Source organism: Streptomyces niveus, assembly GCF_001723055.1.
GTDB lineage: Bacteria > Actinomycetota > Actinomycetes > Streptomycetales > Streptomycetaceae > Streptomyces > Streptomyces niveus.
In genome coordinates this window covers 24220-40073 of sequence record NZ_MDCR01000153.1, presented here as the reverse complement: position 1 = coordinate 40073, position 15854 = coordinate 24220, and the positions used below count along the sequence as shown (strand labels likewise).

The 15854-nt window shown below is 69.5% G+C and carries 20 protein-coding genes; 7 read left to right on the top strand and 13 right to left on the bottom strand.

Annotated features, from left to right (window positions below):
* Positions 1-35: 35 nt before the first annotated feature.
* The 5 genes from BHU15_RS19275 to mshD form a co-directional block, all read right to left on the bottom strand.
* Positions 36-2261 carry an RNA degradosome polyphosphate kinase gene (locus BHU15_RS19275; RefSeq protein WP_023540618.1) on the bottom strand — a complete coding sequence of 742 codons (2226 nt, stop codon included), beginning with the start codon at positions 2259-2261 and terminating at the stop codon, positions 36-38.
* A gap of 238 nt (positions 2262-2499) precedes the next feature.
* Positions 2500-3504, bottom strand: coding sequence for an ABC-2 membrane transporter-related protein (locus BHU15_RS19270; RefSeq protein WP_069628322.1), 1005 nt, complete (start codon positions 3502-3504; stop codon positions 2500-2502).
* The gene (locus BHU15_RS19265) at positions 3501-4403 is read right to left on the bottom strand and encodes an ABC transporter ATP-binding protein (RefSeq protein WP_069628321.1); all 903 of its coding nucleotides are present in this window, start codon (positions 4401-4403) and stop codon (positions 3501-3503) included. Before BHU15_RS19265 ends, BHU15_RS19270 begins: the two co-directional genes overlap by 4 nt.
* Positions 4400-4831 (bottom strand): GntR family transcriptional regulator, encoded by a 432-nt coding sequence (locus tag BHU15_RS19260; RefSeq protein WP_069628320.1) that lies wholly within the window; start codon positions 4829-4831, stop codon positions 4400-4402. Before BHU15_RS19260 ends, BHU15_RS19265 begins: the two co-directional genes overlap by 4 nt.
* 108 nt (positions 4832-4939) lie before the next feature.
* Positions 4940-5860 (bottom strand): mycothiol synthase, encoded by a 921-nt coding sequence (gene mshD, locus BHU15_RS19255; RefSeq protein WP_069628319.1) that lies wholly within the window; start codon positions 5858-5860, stop codon positions 4940-4942.
* A gap of 193 nt (positions 5861-6053) precedes the next feature.
* Here mshD and BHU15_RS19250 point away from each other — a divergent pair, with 193 nt between their 5' ends.
* Positions 6054-7877: a bifunctional metallophosphatase/5'-nucleotidase gene (locus tag BHU15_RS19250; protein ID WP_069628318.1), complete on the top strand. Its 1824-nt coding sequence runs from the start codon at positions 6054-6056 to the stop codon at positions 7875-7877.
* Between the two features lie 72 nt (positions 7878-7949).
* Here BHU15_RS19250 and map read toward each other — a convergent pair whose 3' ends face one another.
* The 3 genes from map to BHU15_RS19235 form a co-directional block, all read right to left on the bottom strand.
* Positions 7950-8732, bottom strand: coding sequence for a type I methionyl aminopeptidase (gene map / locus BHU15_RS19245; RefSeq protein ID WP_069628317.1), 783 nt, complete (start codon positions 8730-8732; stop codon positions 7950-7952).
* 142 nt (positions 8733-8874) lie between these two features.
* Positions 8875-9720 (bottom strand): DUF4097 family beta strand repeat-containing protein, encoded by an 846-nt coding sequence (locus BHU15_RS19240; protein ID WP_069628316.1) that lies wholly within the window; start codon positions 9718-9720, stop codon positions 8875-8877.
* A 65-nt stretch (positions 9721-9785) separates the two neighbouring features.
* Complete coding sequence (locus tag BHU15_RS19235) at positions 9786-10310, bottom strand: toxin-antitoxin system HicB family antitoxin (RefSeq protein WP_069628315.1); 525 nt, start codon at positions 10308-10310, stop codon at positions 9786-9788.
* Positions 10311-10451: 141 nt separating this feature from the next.
* Between BHU15_RS19235 and BHU15_RS19230 the strand changes: the two genes are divergently transcribed.
* The 3 genes from BHU15_RS19230 to BHU15_RS19220 are packed head-to-tail and all read left to right on the top strand — an operon-like array spanning position 10452 to position 11544.
* A complete protein-coding gene (locus tag BHU15_RS19230; protein WP_171908397.1) occupies positions 10452-10814 on the top strand; it encodes a DUF2089 domain-containing protein in 363 nt (120 codons plus the stop codon).
* Positions 10814-11080 carry a hypothetical protein gene (locus BHU15_RS19225; protein ID WP_069628313.1) on the top strand — a complete coding sequence of 89 codons (267 nt, stop codon included), beginning with the start codon at positions 10814-10816 and terminating at the stop codon, positions 11078-11080. Before BHU15_RS19230 ends, BHU15_RS19225 begins: the two co-directional genes overlap by 1 nt.
* 32 nt (positions 11081-11112) lie before the next feature.
* A complete protein-coding gene (locus BHU15_RS19220) occupies positions 11113-11544 on the top strand; it encodes an SHOCT-like domain-containing protein (protein WP_069628312.1) in 432 nt (143 codons plus the stop codon).
* A gap of 6 nt (positions 11545-11550) precedes the next feature.
* Here BHU15_RS19220 and BHU15_RS19215 read toward each other — a convergent pair whose 3' ends face one another.
* The 5 genes from BHU15_RS19215 to BHU15_RS19195 all read right to left on the bottom strand — a co-directional run bounded on the left by BHU15_RS19215 (position 11551) and on the right by BHU15_RS19195 (position 14288).
* Entirely contained in the window at positions 11551-11919 is a 369-nt protein-coding gene (locus BHU15_RS19215) for a DUF4180 domain-containing protein (RefSeq protein WP_069628311.1), read from the bottom strand.
* A complete protein-coding gene (locus tag BHU15_RS19210; RefSeq protein ID WP_069628310.1) occupies positions 11912-12409 on the bottom strand; it encodes a helix-turn-helix domain-containing protein in 498 nt (165 codons plus the stop codon). Before BHU15_RS19210 ends, BHU15_RS19215 begins: the two co-directional genes overlap by 8 nt.
* Positions 12410-12497: 88 nt before the next feature.
* Positions 12498-13070 carry a hypothetical protein gene (locus tag BHU15_RS19205; RefSeq protein ID WP_069628309.1) on the bottom strand — a complete coding sequence of 191 codons (573 nt, stop codon included), beginning with the start codon at positions 13068-13070 and terminating at the stop codon, positions 12498-12500.
* Between the two features lie 151 nt (positions 13071-13221).
* Complete coding sequence (locus BHU15_RS19200; RefSeq protein WP_069628308.1) at positions 13222-13659, bottom strand: hypothetical protein; 438 nt, start codon at positions 13657-13659, stop codon at positions 13222-13224.
* A 173-nt stretch (positions 13660-13832) separates the two neighbouring features.
* Positions 13833-14288: an ATP-binding protein gene (locus tag BHU15_RS19195; protein ID WP_069628307.1), complete on the bottom strand. Its 456-nt coding sequence runs from the start codon at positions 14286-14288 to the stop codon at positions 13833-13835.
* A gap of 146 nt (positions 14289-14434) precedes the next feature.
* Here BHU15_RS19195 and BHU15_RS19190 point away from each other — a divergent pair, with 146 nt between their 5' ends.
* The 3 genes from BHU15_RS19190 to BHU15_RS19180 all read left to right on the top strand — a co-directional run bounded on the left by BHU15_RS19190 (position 14435) and on the right by BHU15_RS19180 (position 15847).
* Complete coding sequence (locus tag BHU15_RS19190; RefSeq protein ID WP_069628306.1) at positions 14435-15286, top strand: Scr1 family TA system antitoxin-like transcriptional regulator; 852 nt, start codon at positions 14435-14437, stop codon at positions 15284-15286.
* A 13-nt stretch (positions 15287-15299) separates the two neighbouring features.
* Positions 15300-15494 (top strand): DUF397 domain-containing protein, encoded by a 195-nt coding sequence (locus BHU15_RS19185; RefSeq protein ID WP_069628305.1) that lies wholly within the window; start codon positions 15300-15302, stop codon positions 15492-15494.
* A gap of 158 nt (positions 15495-15652) precedes the next feature.
* Positions 15653-15847 (top strand): DUF397 domain-containing protein, encoded by a 195-nt coding sequence (locus BHU15_RS19180; RefSeq protein ID WP_069628304.1) that lies wholly within the window; start codon positions 15653-15655, stop codon positions 15845-15847.
* Positions 15848-15854 lie beyond the last annotated feature (7 nt).

Genomic DNA, 15854 nt, shown 5'->3' with positions numbered 1-15854 from the left:
GGGCGGCCGTACCGACCGAGCCGGCGGTCTCTGCTTCATGGTGCTGCACGCCGGCGCCTCCGGGCGTCAATGAGCATTTCCTGTACGTGCCTGAGTGGCTGTCCGTCCGCGTCGACGGAGTGCCGGGTCCAGTTCCCGTCGGCGCCCAGATGCCAGGAGGCGGTGTCGTCCGCCATGCCGGTCTCCAGGAGCCGGGTGATGGCCGCGCGGTGCGCCGGGTCGGTGACCCGTACCAGGGCCTCGATACGGCGGTCGAGGTTGCGGTGCATCATGTCGGCGCTGCCGAACCACACTTCGGGCTCGCCGCCGTTGCCGAAGGCGAAGATCCGGGAGTGTTCGAGGAAGCGGCCGAGGATGGAGCGCACCCGGATGTTCTCCGACAGGCCGTGCACGCCGGGGCGCACGGCACAGATGCCGCGTACCCAGATGTCGACGGGCACGCCTGCCTGCGCCGCCCGGTAGCACGCGTCGATGACGGCCTCGTCGACCATCGAGTTGACCTTGATGCGTACGTAGGCGGGGCGGCCCGAACGGTGGTGCGCCGCTTCCTTGTTTATGCGGGTGATCAGCCCGTCGCGCAGCGACTTGGGCGCGACGAGCAGCCGGCGGTAGGTCTCGCGCCGCGAGTAGCCCGACAGCCGGTTGAAGAGGTCGGAGAGGTCCGCCCCGACGTGCGGGTCGGCCGTGAGCAGGCCCAGATCCTCGTACAGCCGTGCCGTCTTGGGGTGGTAGTTGCCGGTGCCGACGTGGCTGTAGCGGCGCAGGGTCTCGCCCTCCTGCCGGACCACGAGCGACAGCTTGCAGTGCGTCTTGAGCCCGACCAGGCCGTACACCACATGGCAGCCGGCCTCTTCGAGCTTGCGCGCCCACTTGATGTTCGCCTGCTCGTCGAAGCGGGCCTTGATCTCTACGAGGACCAGGACCTGCTTGCCGGACTCGGCGGCGTCGATCAGCGCGTCCACTATCGGTGAGTCGCCGGAGGTCCGGTACAGCGTCTGCTTGATCGCCAGCACGTCCGGGTCGCCCGCCGCCTGCTCCAGGAACGCCTGGACGGAGGTGGAGAACGAGTCGTACGGGTGGTGCAGCAGTACGTCGCGCTCCCGCAGCGCCGCGAAGATGTCCGGCGCGGACGCCGACTCCACCTCCGCCAGGTCGCGGTGCGTGCCCGCGATGAACTTGGGGAACTTCAGCTCCGGCCGGTCGAGCGCGGCTATGCCGAACAGCCCGGTCAGATCCAGCGGCCCCGGCAGCGGATAGACCTCGGCGTCGGACACCTTCAGCTCGCGCACCAGCAGGTCCAGGACGTACGGGTCGATCGACTCCTCGACCTCCAGGCGCACCGGCGGGCCGAAGCGGCGCCGCATCAGTTCCTTCTCCAGCGCCTTGAGGAGGTTCTCCGCGTCGTCCTCCTCCACCTCCAGGTCCTCGTTGCGGGTGACCCGGAACATGTGGTGCGCCAGGACCTCCATCCCGGGGAACAGCTCCTCCAGGTGCGCCGCGATGACGTCCTCCAGCGGCACGTACCGCTGCGGGGACGCCTCCAGGAAGCGCGTCAGCAGGGGCGGCACCTTGACGCGGGCGAAGTGCCGGTGGCCGCTGACGGGGTTGCGGACGACGACCGCGAGGTTGAGGGAGAGCCCCGAGATGTACGGGAAGGGGTGCGCCGGGTCCACGGCCAGCGGCGTCAGGACGGGGAAGATCTGCTGCCGGAAGAGGGTGAACAGGCGCGCCTGCTCCTTCTCCGTGAGGTCGCCCCAGCGGATCAGATGGATGCCCTCGTCGGCCAGCGCGGGGGAGACGTCCTGCTGGAAGCAGGCGGCGTGCCGGGCCATGATCTCCCGCGACCGGGTCCAGATCAGGTCGAGCACTTCGCGGGGCTGGAGCCCTGAGGCCGAACGGGTGGCGACGCCGGTCGCGATGCGCCGCTTCAGGCCCGCGACGCGGACCATGAAGAACTCGTCCAGGTTGGACGCGAAGATGGCGAGAAAGTTCGCCCGTTCGAGTAGCGGGGTGGCCGGGTCCTCGGCCAGTTCCAGTACGCGCTCGTTGAAGGCGAGCCAGCTGCGCTCACGGTCCAGGAACCGGCCCTGGGGCAGTACGCCGCCCTCCGGGTCCTCGTCCTGCTCGTAGGAGTCGAGATCGGCGTCGAGGTCGGGCTCCAGGTCGGACACGGCGGCGCTGACCGTGTGCGGCCGGTGTGCGGCGATGGACCCGACGGACGGCTGCGGGTGGACCGGGGTCTCGGCAGGCTGCTGGCTCATACCTCCATTGTTCCGCGCGGACGGCACGACGGGCGCGTCGGAGCCGGCGGGGGCGAGGCGGAACCTGCCGTTCCTGCCGTTCGGAGTGGGGGGCACAGCGGGCTGCATTCAGTGAGGGTCGCAAGCGCGTCTGAATGGCCGGTAACGGCGACATGACGTGCAGGGGAAGCGGGGCGGGGCCGTACGGGGTCCCGCCCGCCTCCCCGCGGCGGGCGGGACCCCGTACGTGTACCCGGACTCAGCCGTGCCGCCGCCCCAATACCTTGAACGCGGCGAAGACGCACGCGGCGGCCAGGACGAGGACGATGCCGGTCTCGACGAGCTGGAGGGGCCAGAAGTGCGACTCGGGGTGGTAGTCGAGGTACCGGACGGCCGCGCCTCGCTCCGCCTGGCACGACACCTCGCAGTTCATGTCCGGGAGCCGGTTGCCGGCGGCGTCGAGCAGCCCGTTGTCCCGCGACCACGCGGCCCTGCCCAACGACGGATAGCCGTCCAGCGGGCTGGTGGCCGTCCTGGTCGGCCAGAGCCATTCCCGTACCCGGTTCATGGCCAGGAACACCCCGCCGAGCGCCAGCAGGGCGACGGACATCGCGGGGACGGTACGCCGCACCAGCAGCCCCACGAGTGCGCCCACCGCGATCCCGAGCAGGGCGTACGTGAGCGGGGCGGTGCCGCGGGAGAGGTAGCCGGTGGTCTGGTACCACCGCAGCGGGTCGTAGGGGCTGTTGGCCGGGACCGACGCGTTGACCCAGGCGAGCAGGGCCGTCAGCAGCGGGACGAGCAGGAGGACGGGTGCCGCGACCGGCAGCAGCTTCGAGGCGAACCAGCGGGCGGGGCTGTCGGACTGTGTCCAGGCCAGCTTGTACGTCCCCGACTCCAGCTCCCGCGCGACCACCGGGCCGGCGATGAACGCGCCGATCACTGCGGGCAGCAGCTGGAGGAAGAAGGCGCCGTACTGCGTCACCCGGTGGAAGGCGAGCATGTCGTCGTGGAAGTCGCGGAACGGCTGGAAGCAGTCCGGCCTGTCGTCACCGGAGAGTACGCAGCCCGTGGCCGCGAAGTCGTCCGCGACGCCCCCGATCCACATCCGGTACGCGACGAGGATCAGCACTCCGGCGAGGACGGTGCCGGCCGCGATCAGGAGGGGGGTGCGGTGCAGCCGTACGGAGACCCACAGCGGACCGCGCAGCCGCGGTTTCACGGACGCCGCTGCCGCCGGCCGTTCGTCGAGGAGCGTGCTCATGCCGTCACCGCCGTACGGTCGTCGTTCCGCTCGGCGCTCGGCGTGAGCAGGACGGGCGCGTCCGGTGAGCGCAGGTGGGCGAGCAACAGTTCCTCCAGGGAGGGGTGCAGGGACTGCCAGTCGGTGTCGACCGGGCCCTCGGGGCGGATCAGCGCGGTGAGTTGGCGTCCCGTGGTGCGCGAGTCCACGACCGTGTGCGGCGCCAGGTCGCGTACGGGGCCGGTGACCAGGCGGTGCGCGGTCAGCAGGTCCTCGGTCTCGCCGCCGAGGCGGATGTGCCCGCCGTCGACGAGCAGCAGGTAGTCGCAGGTGCCCTCCAACTCGGTGAGGATGTGGGAGGAGATGACGACCGTGGTGTCGTGCTCGGCGGCCTCGGCCATCAGCGTGCCCATCAGCTGGTGGCGGGCGAGCGGGTCCAGGTCGGCCATCGGCTCGTCCAGCAGCATCAGTTCGGGCCGTTTGCCGAGCGCGAGGGCGAGCGCGACGCGGGTGCGCTGGCCGCCGGAGAGCGTACGGACGCGTGCGCCGAGGTCGAGCCGGCCGTCGGCGACGACGCGCTCGGCGCCCTCCTGGTCCCAGCGGCCGGGATTCAGCTCGCGCCCCATCCGCAGGGTGTCGCGGATCGTCAACTGCCCGTACAGGGGCTTGTCCTGGGCGACGTACGCGACGCGGTCGCGGGCGTCGGCCGGCCGCTCGCCGAGGATCCGGATGCTGCCCTCGGTGGTGGGCAGGAGTCCCGCGGCCTGGGCGAGGAGGGTGGATTTGCCGGCGCCGTTGGGGCCGACGAGGGCGCAGATACGGCCGGCGGGCACCCGGAAGGAACAGTCGCGCAGGGCCCAGCGGCCCCTCTTCCGGTAGCGCTTGCCGAGGCCGGTGGCCTCGATCGCGGCGGCGGTCATGAGTCGTTCCCCTGTTTCTGTCGGTCGGTGTCCGGGCGCTCGAAGTGTTCGTCGACGACGGCGGTGAACAGTGCGCTGACGTCGTCCTTCTCCAGTCCGCCCGTGCGGGCCCGGCGGGTCCAGGCGGCGAGTTCGGCGCGCAACTCGTCGCGCAGGGCGCGGTGGTCGGCCGAGTCGCCGCCGCCGAGCGTGCCGCGTACGAAGGTGCCGAGCCCGCGGCGGCCCTCGGCGAGACCTTCGCGTTCGAGCTCGCGGTAGGCCTTGAGGACGGTGTTGGGATTGATGGCGGTGGCCGCCACGACCTCGCGGGCCGTGGGCAGTTTGTCGCCGGGCTCCAGCAGGCCGAGCCGCAGCGCCTGTTTGGTCTGCTGGACGATCTGGAGGTAGGTGGCGACGCCGCTGCGCCGGTCGATGCGGAATTCGATCACCCGCAAGCACCCTTTCACTAGGGAAGTAGTGAAAGCATGGGACAGTGAAGGGGCGGTGTCAACTCCACCGCCCCTTCGCCTACTTGACCAGGCGCTACGCCGGGTCCGTCACGACTCCGTCCGGTACATGAGGTCCACCTCGTGTGTCACGAAGCCCAGCCGCTCGTAGACCGTCACGGCCGCCGTGTTGTCGGCGTCGACGTAGAGCATCGCGGTCGGCAGGCCCTGCGCGGCCAGGTGCCGCAGCCCGATCGCGGTCAGCGCCTTGCCGAGACCGCCGCCCTGCGCGTCGGGGCTGATGCCGACGACGTACACCTCGCCGAGGTGTTCGGCGGCGTGCACCTTGGTCCAGTGGAAGCCGATGAGCCGCCCGTCCCGCTCGGCCAGGAAGAAACCCTTCGGGTCGAACCACGGCTCGGCCTCGCGGTCGGCGAGATCGCGCCCGGTGAGCCCGCCCTGCTCCGGGTGGTGGGCGAAGGCGTCGGCGTTGACGGCGAGCCAGGCCGCCTCGTCCTGACCGGGTACGAAGGTACGGACGGTGACACCGTCGGGCAGGACCGGCTCGGCGATGTCCAGGGGTTCCAACGGCCGCCGCAACTGGCGCAGTTCACGGAACATGGTCAGGCCGAGCACCTGCGCCAGATGCCGGGCGGCCGACTTGCCGCCGTGCGCCCACACCCGCAGCCGCTTCCCGGACGCGGCGAGCAGCGCGGCCCCGAGCGCCCGCCCGTGCCCCCGTCCCCGGTACGAGGGATGCACGACCAACTCGGCGGCGGGCGCCTCGACGGGGTCGGTGTCCTCCAGTTGGGCGTACCCCGTCAGCTCCCCGCCCACGGTCAGCAGGAAATGCCGCACCCCGGCCCTCGGCCCCCCGCGCAGCTGCAACCGCCCCTGCTCGGACACGGCCTGCACCCCGTCGGACCGGGCGGCGGCGTCGAGCAGTTCCAGGACGGCCGACGCCTGCTCGGGGGTGATCTCGTCAAGGGTCTCGATCTGCCGACCCGGATCGAGGGCTGCGGTATCAGTCATGCGTCGAGGGTACGGCGCGGGTGCGCGATCCCCGGGTTTCCCGGGCGGTCGGTGACGACCGCCGGCCGACGGGTATTGGCAACCAGGTCGTAACCCGAAGACCCCTGTTGCTCTACGCGCGTGGACTCTAGGCTGCCGCTCGCAGCTCTTATCCCTCACACAGAACTTACAAGCGGAAGCAACAAGGGGACCGATGTCAGCGACACCGCAGAAACACCGTAAGGCCAGGCGGTTGCTCGCCGCCGTGGCCGGGCTTGCCACATTCGGCGCTCTCGCCGTCGCAGCGCCCGCAGCAGTCGGGGCGCAGGACAGCGGGCAGGGCCAGGGCCACGGCGGGCACCCCAAGCCCAGCACCGTGGATGTCCAGCTGCTGTCCTTCAACGACCTGCACGGAAACCTGGAGCCGCCGACCGGCTCCTCGGGCAACGTGAACGAGATACAGGCCGACGGCACGGTCAAGCCCGTGCCCGCCGGTGGTGTCGAGTACCTGGCCAGCTCGCTGCGCACCGCGCGCAAGGGCAACCCGTACTCCATCACCGCGGCGGCCGGCGACATGGTGGGCGCGAGCCCGCTGCTGTCCGGGCTGTTCCACGACGAGCCCACCGTCGAGGCGCTCAACAAGATCGACCTCGACGTCACGGCCGTGGGCAACCACGAGTTCGACGAGGGCTCGGCCGAGCTGACCCGCCTCCAGAACGGTGGCTGTCACCCGGTCGAGGGCTGCTTCGAGAAGGGCAAGAAGTTCAAGGGCGCCGACTTCCCGTACCTGGCGGCCAACGCCACGTACGAGAAGTCCGGCAAGCCGGTCCTGAAGCCGTACACCGTCTGGAAGAAGAACGGCGTCAAGGTCGGTTTCATCGGCGTGACCCTTGAGGGCACCCCGAACATCGTCACCGCCGAGGGCGTCAAGGGCCTGAAGTTCCACGACGAGATCGAGACCGTCAACAAGTACGCCAAGGAACTGGACCGCCAGGGCGTCAAGTCGATCGTCGCGCTCATCCACGAGGGCGGGGCCCCGGCCTCGGACTCGTACAACTACGACTGCGACAGCCCCGGCCCCGGTGACGGCATCTCGGGTCCGATCGTCGAGATCGCGAAGGGCATCACGCCCAAGGTCGACGCGCTGGTCACGGGCCACACGCACCAGGCGTACGCGTGCACCGTCCCCGACCCGGCGGGCAACGACCGCATGGTCACCTCGGCGTCGTCCTTCGGCAAGGTCTACACCGACACCACGCTCACCTACGACCTGCGGACCAAGGACATCGTCCGTACGAAGGTGAAGTCGGCCAACCACGTGGTCAGCCGTAACCAGGCCAAGGCCCAGGACATGACCGACCTGATCGCGCGCTGGAACAAGACCGCCGCGCCGATCGCGGGCGCCCCGCAGGGCTTCATCTCCGCCGACATCAACGGCCGTGGCTCCACGGAGCTGGAGAAGCCGCTCGGCAACGTGATCGCCGACGCGCAGCTCGCGGGCCTGTCCCCGGCCGACAAGGGTGGCGCGCAGGTCGCGTTCATGAACCCGGGCGGTATCCGCTCCGACCTCGTCTACAAGGCGTCGGGCGGCGAGGGCGACGGTGTGGTCACGTACGGCGAGGCGTTCACCGTGCAGCCGTTCACCAACATGATGAACGTCGTCGACCTCACCGGCGCGCAGCTCATCACCGCGCTCCAGCAGCAGGTCAGCGGCTCCAACGAGGCGTCCATCAAGATCCTCCAGGTCTCGAAGGGCTTCACCTACACCCTGGACATGACCAAGACGGGCGCCGCCCGGATCGTCACGGACTCGGTGAAGCTGAACGGTGAGGCGCTGGACCCGGCGAAGACGTACCGCGTCGCGATGAACGAGTTCCTCGGTGGCGGCGGCGACGGCTTCCCGGCGCTGGGCCAGGGCAAGAACAAGCTGGTCGGCGCGTCCGACCTGGACCTGTTCAACGCCTACCTGGCGGCGAACTCCACGGCCGCCGCGCCGCTGGCGCCGCCGGCGACGGACCGGATCACGATCATCAAGTAGTCACCACCCACACCGGGTACGGCTACGGCTGAGGGCGGCGGGACGGAGTTCACGTCCCGCCGCCCTTCGGCGTTACTGCCGCGCCTGCTTCGGCAGGGTCAGGATGTCGGCCCCGTCCTCGGTGATGGCGATCGTGTGCTCGGTGTGCGCCGTCCGGCAGCCGGTCGCGCTGCGGAGCGTCCATCCGTCGGCGTCGGTGACGAGGCGGGCGGTGTCCTCCATGACCCACGGCTCCAGCGCCAGCAGCAGCCCGGGGCGCAGCTTGTAACCCCGCCCCGGCCGGCCGGTGTTCGACACGTGCGGGTCCTGATGCATCGTCGATCCGATGCCGTGGCCGCCGAACTCGGTGTTGACCGGATATCCCGCCTCGCCGAGGACGGTGCCGATGGCGTGCGAGATGTCACCGATACGGGCCCCGGGCCCGGCCGCCGCGATCCCCGCGGCCAGCGCGCGTTCGGTGGCGCCGATCATCGCGACGCTCGCCGGGGGCCTGGCCTCGCCCACGAGAAAGCTGATGGCGGCGTCGGCGGCGACTCCGCCCTTGGAGACGGCGAGGTCGAGTGTCAGCAGATCGCCGTCGGCGAGCGCGTAGTCGTGCGGGCGCCCGTGGAGTACGGCGTCGTTGACGGCGGTGCAGATGTAGTGGGCGAACGGGCCGCGCCCGAAGGACGGTTCGTAGTCCACGTAGCAGGACTGCGCCCCCGCCTCGATGATCATTGCCTTCGCCCACCGGTCGATGTCCAGCAGGTTCGTGCCGACCGTGCTGCGGCCCTTCAGCGTCTGGAGGATGTCGGCCACGAGGGCGCCGGTGTCTCTCGCGCGGGCCACCAGGGTGGGGTTCAGGATCTCGATCATGCGGCGCCCTTCTCACTTCTTGTGCTCACGTCTTCTGCGACCAATAACTATACCGGCCGTACTGTACCGGTACGAGAATCGGAAGCCGTGATCAGGGCGGCCGGCAGCGGGCGCTTCCTTGAGCGGCAGGCGCAGTGCCGTGTCAGGAGCGGGCGCGGCGGATGTCGATGTTGCCGTAGCGGGTGTGGGCCCTGACCTCGACCGTGTCCTCGGACGAGTCCGGGGTGTCGGACGCGGTGAGCGTGTTGTGCACCTGACCGAGGCGTGAACTGGCGTCGAGCCAGGCGGCCGTCCCCTGCCGGATGCCGATCTCGATGGAGCCGTACGCGGTCTCCAACTGCACGGTGCCACGGGCGACATCGTCGACGCGCAGGGCGCCGTGGGCGGTGGTGGCGGTGACCGAGCCTTCGGCGTGCTCCACGAGGATGTCCCCGTTGGAGCCGCTGACCCGCAGATCGCCCATGGCGTCGCGGACGGTCGTGGTGCCGTGCGAGTTCTTCAGGACGGCCGGGCCGTCGACGGTCCCGACGCGCAGGCTGCCGGAGCTGGTGGTGATCTCGGCGGCCCCCTGGACGTGGTCCACGGTGATGCTGCCGTGGGAGGCGGTCAGATTCAGCGGCCCGGTGGTGTCGAAGCGGGCGTCGCCCGACGAGGTCTTCACCCGGACCTCCCCGAGCCGGCCCTCGCCGTGCACCTGCGCCCAGGCGCCGGTCACCTCCACCTGTGAGCCCGTGGGCAGTTCGACCGTCACGTCGACGGCGCCGGTGCGGCCGACGAGATAGCGCTGCTTGGGCGTCCTGATGGTCAACAGGCCGCTCACGTGACGCACTTCGGTCTGCTCGGCGGCGCGTACGTCCGAGTCCTTCTTCGGGTCGCGGGGTCGCACCCCGACGACGGTGTCGGTGCGGTCGGTGGCGATGAACTGGATGGTTCCCGCCTCGACGTGGGTGGTGGCGCTGATGGGTTCGGGGGTGTCGAAAGAAGGCATGGCTGTCCCGTCCTCTTGGGTCCTGGTGCTGTCTGTCCCTGTCTGGGCTGAGCGGTGGGGCGCGGTCAGCGCACCCAGCCCGTGTAGCTCTGTCCGACGGTGCGGGTGGTACGCGGCTTGTCCGCCGTACGCGCGGGGACACCGCCGTCGACCGCGGCCGACACGGCCCGTACCAGCCACGCGTTGACCGAAAGCCCCTCGCGGCTCGCGGCCTCCTCGGCGCGCGCCTTGAGGTGGGCGGGCAGCCGCAGATTGACCCGGGCCGTGCCGCCGCCGTCGTCCGCGTCGGCGGGTGCGGGGGCCTTCAGCGGTTCGGCGGGCGTGCTCGCCTCGTATGCCTCGTCGCGCCTCGGCTGGGTCACGACGAAGTCCGGGTCGAGTCCGCGCAGCCGTACGTCGACGGAGCCGGGGGCCAGTTCACGGGTGATCTCGTCCATCGCGGCCGAGAGCACGTTGAGCATCGTCAGGCGGGCCGCCGACTCCAGGGGGGCGGTGAGCCGCTCGGCCAGGGCGCGGGCTTCGTCGCCGCCGGTTTCGGCGGCCACCGCGAGTTCGTGGCGGAGGTTGTCGACATACGGCGTGAGGTCCATGACGTCAGAGTAGCACCATAATGGCGCCATGTGGTGCCATGGAAGTCCGGATAAGAAAAATCAAGATTCGTGCGTTGACGACTTAAGAAACTCAATGTAGAAATGAACTACGATCAGGTCGCCGAGAGTAGGGAGCCAAGCGTGGACTGGCAGGAGCTGACGGACCTGACACAGGGGCAGCCGTTCGTGGTCGAGCGGGTCCGCCTGGTCGAGAGCGGTATCGCCGTCGAGGGGCAGTTCGAGACGCCGCAGCTGGCTCAGCTCGGTGTCGAGGACCAGGTGTTCGTCGCCGCGTTCGTGCGGGCGCACGGCTCGATCAAGGAGATGGAGCGGATCTTCGGGGTGAGCTACCCGACGGTCAAGTCCCGGCTCAACCGGATCGCCGAGCGCCTCGACTTCGTGGAGACCGACCCCGCGCCCAGCGGCGCCGACGTGGTCGAGCGGCTGCGGCAGGGGGAGATCAGCGTCGAGGAGGCGCTGGCCGAGCTGGAGAAGTCCCGGTGATGCCGCACCTGGTGACGGTACGCGGCCACCGTTCCGACGGCCGCCGGCTGCGGCTGTACGTCCCCGTCCTGCCGCTGCTGCTGGTGCTGTCACCGCTGCTGCTGCTCGCCGTGCCGGCCGGGCTGATCGCGTGCCTCGCCACCCGCGTGAGCCCCGCGGTCGTGCCGGCCGCGCTGCGCGGTGCAGGGCGGCTGCTGTGGGCGCTGCCAGGCACCCGGTTCGAGATGGAACAGGGCCGAACCGCCCTGCTGATAAGCGTCAGATGAGTCGGATGAGTCGGATCAGAAGGAGCACAACGATGAACGAGCAGCGTCGCCAGGTCCTGCAGATGCTGGCCGAGGGCAAGATCACCGCGGACGAGGCCGAGCGGCTGATCAGCGCCCTCGAACGCGACCGGCCCGAGTCCCCGGCGGGACCCGCGTCCCGCCCGAAGTCCCGCCCCAAGTACCTCCGCGTACTGGTGAGTTCGGAGGACGACGGCACCGGCGACGGCCCGAGCCGGATCAACATCCAGGTCCCGCTGCAACTGCTGCGCGCCGGGGTCCGGGTCGCCAGCCTGATCCCGCCGCAGGCGCTCACCCGGGTCAATGAGGCGCTGAGCAGGTCCGGGGTGCCGATCGACCTCGCCGAGCTGAAGCCGCAGCACATCGAGGAGCTGATCGATCAGCTCGACGAGGTCATCGTGGACGTGGACGACCCCGGATCCAAGGTGTCGGTGTTCTGCGAGTGACGTGACCTACCGGGGGGCCAGCCGTGCCACGAGTTCGTCGAGGTCGGCGACGAACCAGATGTCCCGTCCGCGGTTCGCTTCCCGTACGAGATCGGGCAGCGCCGCGCTGGCCAGGAGATGGTGCGAGATGTCTCCGACCACGGCCAGCCGGAGCCGGTAGGTGGCGAACTTCTGGAGTATCGCGCCGGCCAGTCCGCTGCTGAGGTCGTAGAAGCTGTCGTCGAACCGCCCGGCCGGGACGGCGACCAGTTCCGCGCCCTCGAAGGCCGCGCCCACGAGATGGTCGAGCGCGTCCTGGAGGCTGCCGATCGGCGCGCCCTCGTCGTCGCACACGAGCACAGGTACGCCGTGGTGCTCCACGAGCAGATCAGGCACGGTCGCTCTCCCATCCTTCGCTGGGCAGCAGGTCGTTGCCCGGCCCCAGCACGTCGTCGAGCAGGTTCAGTACGGCGGCGGTGTCGGCGGCCCCGCCGAGGATCACGATCTTCAGCCGGGCCCGTTCCCTGTCGTAGACCAGCTGGATCCGCAGGGCGTCCGGGGTGTCCCGGACGGCCTGCACGCTCGCCGTGACGAGGGTGCTCAGCCGGCTCGCCGATTCCGGGCTGACGGACTCGATCTGCACGATGCTGGACACCTCGACGTGCCGTCCGCGCGGGATGCCGTCCGCCGCCGGTCCCGCACCCTCCGCACTGTCCTCGGTGCTGGTCAGCGCCTCGAAGTCCGCGCGGCTGATGCGGTACTGCTTGCCGATCCGGACGGCCTTCAGCCGCCCGTCGCGGACATAGTTCCGCACCGTCCGCACATGAAGCCCCAGCCGTTCGGCGACCTCGCCGACCGAATAGAGCTCACGGTCATCGCTCTCCATGTGTATGAATGCTACCTCAAACTACCCTGTCAGGTATCGATGAAGGAAAATAGGGAGTGATGCGGAGTGGGTGAGCGTCCTTCAGGCTTCAGAAGCTGGGCTCCAGCACCGAGTCGGCTATCTCGGCCGAAGCGAACTGCCGCAGCCAGTCGGCGAACCGGCGCCCGTACTCCGCCGTGGCCGCGTCGATGATCGCCTGCGGGTCGTCGGGCCGCGTGAGCCCGAACGTACGCCGCAGCCAGACCAGGTAGTCGGCGTGGTCGGTGCTGCGCTCGCCGTCGTCCGCCGCGTCGTCGAGCATGTACCACTCGTCGTCCACCGCGAGCAGCCGGAACAGATCCCGCAGCCCGGACGCGACCACGTCGAGGTCGCCCTCGTCGCCGAAGCGGATGACGGGCAGGGTGGCGAGATCGGCCCGGTCGTCACACCGCCACAGCGCGTAGAACGACCCGGAGCCACTGGCCTGCGCGAAGGGGACGAGCCGCGCGAGACGGCCCGGCAGCTCCGGGTCCCGTGACCCGGCCATGTCCAGCCAGTGGACGAACACGTCGTCCGGCTGCCCGTACTCGTACATCTCGAATCCGTCGGAGATGGCCGGCTGCCGGTCGTAGAACTCCCGGAGCAGGTTCAGCTCGGGGATGGGCGAGTACGCGTCACTCATGAGGGCTCCGCAGAGAGGGATCGGTCCGTACGGCGACGGTATCGCCGGGGTCTGACAGTGCCGCCGCCCTCGGGCCGCGCGCCTCAGCGGTAGCCGGTCAGCCCGTCCGCCCGTTCCTCCACGTCCCCGTCGCCGCGCCCGTCCCGCCGCCTCAGCGGAGGTTGTCGCCCCAGCCGCCCTGGATCATCGTCTGGAACGCCCACTCCCCGCCCCGCTTGATCAGGACGTCGGCGTAGCGCAGTTGCTGGGTCTCGCCGTTCGCCGTCGTCATCGTCGAGTCGGTGAACACGACGACCATCGCGGCGGTGAGGAAGACCGGCGTACGGACGGACTCGAAGGTGATCTCACCGTCGCCGCCGTCGCCCATCACATGCGTCATCGTCCCGATGAACTGCTCCCTGTCCCACTGCGCCGACGCGCCGTCGCCGGCCGAGTCGTCGCTGACGAGGTTGAGCGGAAAGACGGCGAGATCCGCCATCCGCTCGATCTCCCGCTTGGCGCTGTGGGCGTCGTACGTGGCGAACCACGCGTCTACGGAGGCGAGTTCGGCGGCGGAGGGGGTGTATCCGGTGTCGGGCAGAAGGGGCATGCTGGCTCCCGTGGTTCATTGGTCAAGCTTGACTAGCTCGCTCGGAGCGTATGCCCGATCCGGGCGGCTAGTCAAACTTGATTAATCGTGAAGCGAGAGCCCGGCGGCGATCACGCCGAGAGCGACGGCGACCAGGACGAAGTCCCCGGCCGGTCCCGCGAGCCCGGCCACCGTCACGCGGCGGTCTCCCGCCGTGCCAGGGTGAACCAGACGGCCTTGTGGCTGGGGCGCAGCCCCCCGTAGATGGTCGACCCCCACGTCTCCGCGACGCTGTCCAGCAGGAACACGCCCTGTCCGCAGCCGAGTTCGTGCACGGTGGGGATGGTGCGGGGTACGGGCAGCGACCACGGCTTGTTGTCGGTGACGTACACCGTGACCCGCTTCCGGTTGACGGCGACGGTCACGCCGATGAGGCGGGTCTGCGTGTGGCGGTGCGCGTTGGTGACCAACTCGGTGACGCAGAGGCGGGCGTCGTGCGTGAGGGCGTCGTGTCTGCTCACATGGAGGAGCGAGTCGAGGAAGTCCCGCGCGATCTTTGGGGCGGCGGCGGTGTTGGGTACGGCGAGGCGGTAGGTCTCACCGCCCTGAGGAGGTGGGGGCGGTAAGGGGGTTGGGATGGCGGTGGTCATGGCGTTGTCTCCCGGTGTGGGGTCCAGTAAGGGGAGGAGAGTACCTCAATCCATAACGCGTTGTACCGCGCTCGATATTATGGGTAACCAAGTGGATTGTGATGTGGCTGGCAGGCCAGACTGAGACCCGACAAGAGGAGAGGCCGATGGCACCGAGGAAGGCACTCACGGCTCGACAGCGCCGTTTGGGTACCGAGCTACGCAAGATCCGGGAGCACACCGGCCTTTCCATGACCCAGGCCGCCGAAGTGCTGGGCACGGACCGCACCACCATCAGCAACACCGAATCAGGCCGCTTCGGCGTGAGCCCTGAGCGGGTGCGCACTTGGGCCGGTCACTACGCGTGCCCCGACGCCGCGTACGTTGACGCGCTCGCCGCGATGGCGGCCGAGCGTTTCACCGGTTGGTGGGAGGACTACCGCGAGGACCTCGCCAGCGGTGCGCTTGATCTGGCCGAGCTGGAGCATCATGCGGTCGGCATCCGGTGCGTGCAGATCGTCTACATGCCGGGACTGCTTCAGAACGAGGACTACGCTCGCGCGGTGTTCGCTGAAGTGGTGCCACCGTTTAGTGCGGCAAGCCAGCGGCGGCGAATCTCGCACCGGCTGAAGCGGCGAGACGTCCTGGACAGGGAGAACCCGCCGACCTGCACCTTTCTGATCCATGAGGCCGCGCTGCGGATGACCTTCGGCGGCCCGGCGGTTGCGCGTGCGCAACTCGACTATCTGCTGAAGGAGTCCGAGCGCGAGAACGTGACCGTCCGGGCGATTCCGTTCGAGGCCGGCGGTTTCCCGGAGAGCGGCAGTTCGACACAGTACGTCTACGGTCCTGTTCCGCAGCTCGACACAGTCCAGACGGACACCCCGACCGGCCCCGCTTTCCTGGATGCTGAGACGCGTCTTGCGAACTATCGAGCCGTGCTGGACCGGATCGAGGAGCGTTCGCTCGATCCTGAGCGTTCACGAGACTTCATTCGCGGAATCGCACAACAATTATGAAGGCGTGAGAACCATGGAAATTCAGTGGCGTAAGTCGACGAAGTCGTCCGGCCCTGACGGCAACAACTGCCTGGAACTGGCCGAGCACGACGGGGAGATCCTGATGCGTGAGAGCGACAACCCTGGCGTGGTCATCCACACCACCCGGGCCAAGCTCCGTGCGTTCCTCGACGGTGCCAAGGAGGGTGAGTTCGACAACCTCGCCTGACGCAAGGCGCGTTCTCAACGGGCGGCTCCCATCGGCGCAGATGGGGCCGCCCGTTGGTGCGTTCTGGCGTGAGTGGATCGGCTGCGGAATGCTTGGCTCTGACAGCTCGCGGGGCTTCATCCGCGTAATCGCACGTCAACTGTGAAGGTGTGAGCACCATGGGTATTCGGTGGCGCAAGTCATCGAAGTCGGCAGATGACGAGGGCGACGCTTGCCTGGAACTGGCCGAGCACGACGGGGAGATCCTGATGCGTGAGAGCGACAACCCTGGCGTGGTCATCCACACCACCCGGGCCAAGCTCCGTGCGTTCCTCGACGGTGCCAAGGAGGGCGAGTTCGACAACCTCGCCTGACGCGCGG

What these genes read in the sequence shown, in the direction of transcription:
- BHU15_RS19225 (WP_069628313.1), top strand. Translation starts at nt 10,814, where the DNA reads ATGCCGCACCTGGTGACGGTACGCGGCCACCGTTCCGACGGCCGCCGG.
- BHU15_RS19180 (WP_069628304.1), top strand. Translation starts at nt 15,653, where the DNA reads ATGGGTATTCGGTGGCGCAAGTCATCGAAGTCGGCAGATGACGAGGGC.
- BHU15_RS19210 (WP_069628310.1), bottom strand. Translation starts at nt 12,409, where the DNA reads ATGGAGAGCGATGACCGTGAGCTCTATTCGGTCGGCGAGGTCGCCGAA.
- BHU15_RS19250 (WP_069628318.1), top strand. Translation starts at nt 6,054, where the DNA reads ATGTCAGCGACACCGCAGAAACACCGTAAGGCCAGGCGGTTGCTCGCC.
- BHU15_RS19240 (WP_069628316.1), bottom strand. Translation starts at nt 9,720, where the DNA reads ATGCCTTCTTTCGACACCCCCGAACCCATCAGCGCCACCACCCACGTC.
- BHU15_RS19185 (WP_069628305.1), top strand. Translation starts at nt 15,300, where the DNA reads ATGGAAATTCAGTGGCGTAAGTCGACGAAGTCGTCCGGCCCTGACGGC.
- BHU15_RS19270 (WP_069628322.1), bottom strand. Translation starts at nt 3,504, where the DNA reads ATGAGCACGCTCCTCGACGAACGGCCGGCGGCAGCGGCGTCCGTGAAA.
- mshD (WP_069628319.1), bottom strand. Translation starts at nt 5,860, where the DNA reads ATGACTGATACCGCAGCCCTCGATCCGGGTCGGCAGATCGAGACCCTT.
- BHU15_RS19275 (WP_023540618.1), bottom strand. Translation starts at nt 2,261, where the DNA reads ATGAGCCAGCAGCCTGCCGAGACCCCGGTCCACCCGCAGCCGTCCGTC.
- BHU15_RS19200 (WP_069628308.1), bottom strand. Translation starts at nt 13,659, where the DNA reads ATGCCCCTTCTGCCCGACACCGGATACACCCCCTCCGCCGCCGAACTC.
- BHU15_RS19265 (WP_069628321.1), bottom strand. Translation starts at nt 4,403, where the DNA reads ATGACCGCCGCCGCGATCGAGGCCACCGGCCTCGGCAAGCGCTACCGG.
- BHU15_RS19205 (WP_069628309.1), bottom strand. Translation starts at nt 13,070, where the DNA reads ATGAGTGACGCGTACTCGCCCATCCCCGAGCTGAACCTGCTCCGGGAG.
- map (WP_069628317.1), bottom strand. Translation starts at nt 8,732, where the DNA reads ATGATCGAGATCCTGAACCCCACCCTGGTGGCCCGCGCGAGAGACACC.
- BHU15_RS19195 (WP_069628307.1), bottom strand. Translation starts at nt 14,288, where the DNA reads ATGACCACCGCCATCCCAACCCCCTTACCGCCCCCACCTCCTCAGGGC.
- BHU15_RS19235 (WP_069628315.1), bottom strand. Translation starts at nt 10,310, where the DNA reads ATGGACCTCACGCCGTATGTCGACAACCTCCGCCACGAACTCGCGGTG.
- BHU15_RS19190 (WP_069628306.1), top strand. Translation starts at nt 14,435, where the DNA reads ATGGCACCGAGGAAGGCACTCACGGCTCGACAGCGCCGTTTGGGTACC.
- BHU15_RS19220 (WP_069628312.1), top strand. Translation starts at nt 11,113, where the DNA reads ATGAACGAGCAGCGTCGCCAGGTCCTGCAGATGCTGGCCGAGGGCAAG.